The sequence below is a fragment of the Bullifex sp. genome, from assembly GCF_034103065.1.
Classification (GTDB): Bacteria; Spirochaetota; Spirochaetia; order Sphaerochaetales; family Sphaerochaetaceae; genus Bullifex.
Window position 1 is genome coordinate 1 of the sequence record NZ_JAXEGN010000176.1, and the last position, 2,770, is coordinate 2,770.

The window sequence follows — 2,770 nt, forward strand, 5'->3', positions numbered from 1 at the left end:
TTCAAGGAAATTAATAAATTTAAAATTTGTGCTTGAAGAGATACATCTAAGGAGGATGTGCATTCATCGCAAATTAATACTCTAGGATCTAGTAGTAATGCTCTTGCAATAGCTATTCGCTGAAGTTGCCCACCAGAAAAATGAGAGGGCCTATACCCTAAGGTATTACTTGGATCCATTCCAACCCTAATTAGCATTTCACTTATCATTCTCTCAATTTCAGTTTTACTAATACCCTTATAGTTTATTTTTAAAGGCTCTGAAAGAATACTTTTAATTGTAAAATAAGGATTCATTGTTTCCTTTGGAGATTGGAAAATAAATTGAACTGAGCGTCTAAAGGTGTGTTTATCATCGCCACTTAATAATGAAATATCATTTCCATCATAATAAACTGAGCCAGAGGTAGGAGACTGTAAACCTCCTACTATTTCTCCCAAGGTAGTCTTACCAGATCCTGACTCTCCTACTATTCCAAGCACCTCTTTTTCATTTAATGAAAATGATACTCTTTCTAGAGCTCTAAACTTCTTTTGTTTAATTTTAAAATCTTTAGTAATTGCAGTAGCTTCAAGAATCATAGTTTTGCCTCCTATATTAAAGTACACTTTACGCTATGAGTAGGAGAAACAAATACTTGATCAACCACACTCTCACACTTTTTAGTAGCATGAGGACAACGAGAAAAGAATGGACATCCTGGACGTAGTCTATCTTCTTCACTGATATAACCTTTAATTTCTTGTAAAGGTTTACCCTTATCCATATCCATTGATGGAGAGAGAGCTAAAAGAGCTTTAGTGTATGGATGCATTGGGGTATTTAATATCTCATTCTTTTGTCCTAATTCAACAATTTGACCAGAATAGAATACCGCTATTTTATCAGCAATTTTACTAACAAAGAAAAGGTCATGACTGACTAGAACTAGAGAAATATTCCTTTTACTAAGTAGTGATAAATATAAATCAATAACTTGCTTTTGAACGACCTTATCAAGAGCAGTAGTTGGTTCATCAGAAAGTAATAAACAAGGATCCATCATTAAAGCTGTTGCTATATTTACTCTCTGCTTCATACCACCAGATAGTTGAGATGGATAAGATGATAATACTCTTTCAGGGTCTGTTATCCCTACACTTAAGAGTAATTGATAAGCTTTCTCATATGCTTCCTTCTTACTCTTCTTTCCATTATAAGTGATATACCCATCTGTCATTTGAGTTGAAATTCTTAAGAGAGGATGGAGGTAGTTAACTGTATTTTGAGCTACAAAGCCGATGTGCTGACCTAAGAAGCTCCTCTTTTTACTATTTTTTAAGCTATATATATCCTCTCCACAGAGATATACACTTCCTGATGCTCTTTTAACATCCTCAGGTAAAATAGCTAAGATAGATTTTAAAGTAATTGTTTTTCCTGATCCAGACTCACCAATGAAGGCTATGGTTTCATTTTCCTTTAAAGAAAGAGATACATCTTTTAATAAGACTCTTTTATCATCACAAACAGATAATTTATCAAGCACAAGGATATCATTCATAGGATATATCTCCTTGCAAATATGAATTTATTCCATCCCCAAGCATACAGAACCCTAAGACAGCAATTGAAAGAACAATTCCAGGGCAGAGAGCTTGATATGGCTTTGTAAGTACATATCCTTTAGCCTCTGAAAGCATCAAGCCAAGGCTTGCACCAGGCGGCTGTATTCCTAGTCCTAAAAATGATAGTGATGATTCAGTTAATATAGCTGTTCCGATTGAGGCTGATAGCTGAGTAATTAATCTTGTAAACATATCAGGAAGCATATGAAATACAACTAGTCTAACAGTGGAAGCTCCATAGCTTCTAGCAGCTTTTACATATCCCTTTTTCCTATTTTCCAAAATCATTGAATATGAAAGTCTTGCAAATACCGGAACCATAAAGAAGGATATTGCAATACTTGCATTAATTACACCCTTGCCTAACACAGCAGATAGCATCATTGCTGATAATATTCCAGGGAACGCCATTAATGCATCAACAAAACGCATTATTATTGTTTCTATAGCAATAGGTGATAATGCTGCAATTGCCCCTAATATCAAGCCAAATGTTGCACCAATTAAAACAGAAGAAACACTTACTAAAAGAGCAGAACGAGTGGATACCAAAATTCTAGAAAAGATATCTCTTCCAAAGTGGTCAGTACCAAGTAAATGTTCTCCATTTGGAGGAGCAAATCTATTTTTAATATCCATTTCATCAACTGAATATGGTAGATATATAAATGATAAAACAAAAAGTAGTACTATTATTGAAATTAGGAATAAACCTACATATAAAGAGTAATTTCGTTTTTTCACTTTGCTTCTCCTCCTGATAATCTTATTAGAGGATCAGCAAGGGCAACTGACATGTCTGTTAAGAAGTTCATTAGAACAACCATTAATGTAATAAAGAGTACAACGCCTTCTAAAAGAGCAATATCATGTTGTTCAACTGAAACTAATAATAGTCTTCCAATACCTGGAAGAGAAAATACTGTCTCAACAATTACGGTACCACCAAATAACTTTGCAGCCTGGTTTCCTATTAGTGTTATTGGAGCAATTATTGCACTTCGTGCTGCATAGTGTAGTAGCGCCCTACTTCGTTTTAGCCCCTTAACATCACAGCTAATCATATAATCATCAGCAAGTGACCTTACAAGGGAGGAGCGAAACATTCTTGTCATTAAAGCAAGCTCTCCAAAAGCAAGGATGAAGGATGCTAATGTAATACT

The 2,770-nt window shown here is 34.7% G+C and carries 4 protein-coding genes; all 4 read right to left on the reverse strand.

The annotated features are described in order from the left end of the window. The coding region (locus SOY52_RS06885; protein WP_320848224.1) for a dipeptide/oligopeptide/nickel ABC transporter ATP-binding protein at positions 1-581 on the reverse strand (581 nt) is incomplete at its 3' end. Between the two features lie 11 nt (positions 582-592). Continuing rightward, positions 593-1,543, reverse strand: coding sequence for an ABC transporter ATP-binding protein (locus tag SOY52_RS06890; protein WP_320848225.1), 951 nt, complete (start codon positions 1,541-1,543; stop codon positions 593-595). Then, positions 1,536-2,351, reverse strand: coding sequence for an ABC transporter permease (locus SOY52_RS06895; RefSeq protein WP_320848226.1), 816 nt, complete (start codon positions 2,349-2,351; stop codon positions 1,536-1,538). The genes SOY52_RS06890 and SOY52_RS06895 overlap by 8 nt, the downstream gene beginning before the upstream one ends. Continuing rightward, on the reverse strand, positions 2,348-2,770 hold a 423-nt coding region (locus SOY52_RS06900), incomplete at its 5' end, for an ABC transporter permease (RefSeq protein WP_320848227.1). The genes SOY52_RS06895 and SOY52_RS06900, both read right to left, overlap by 4 nt.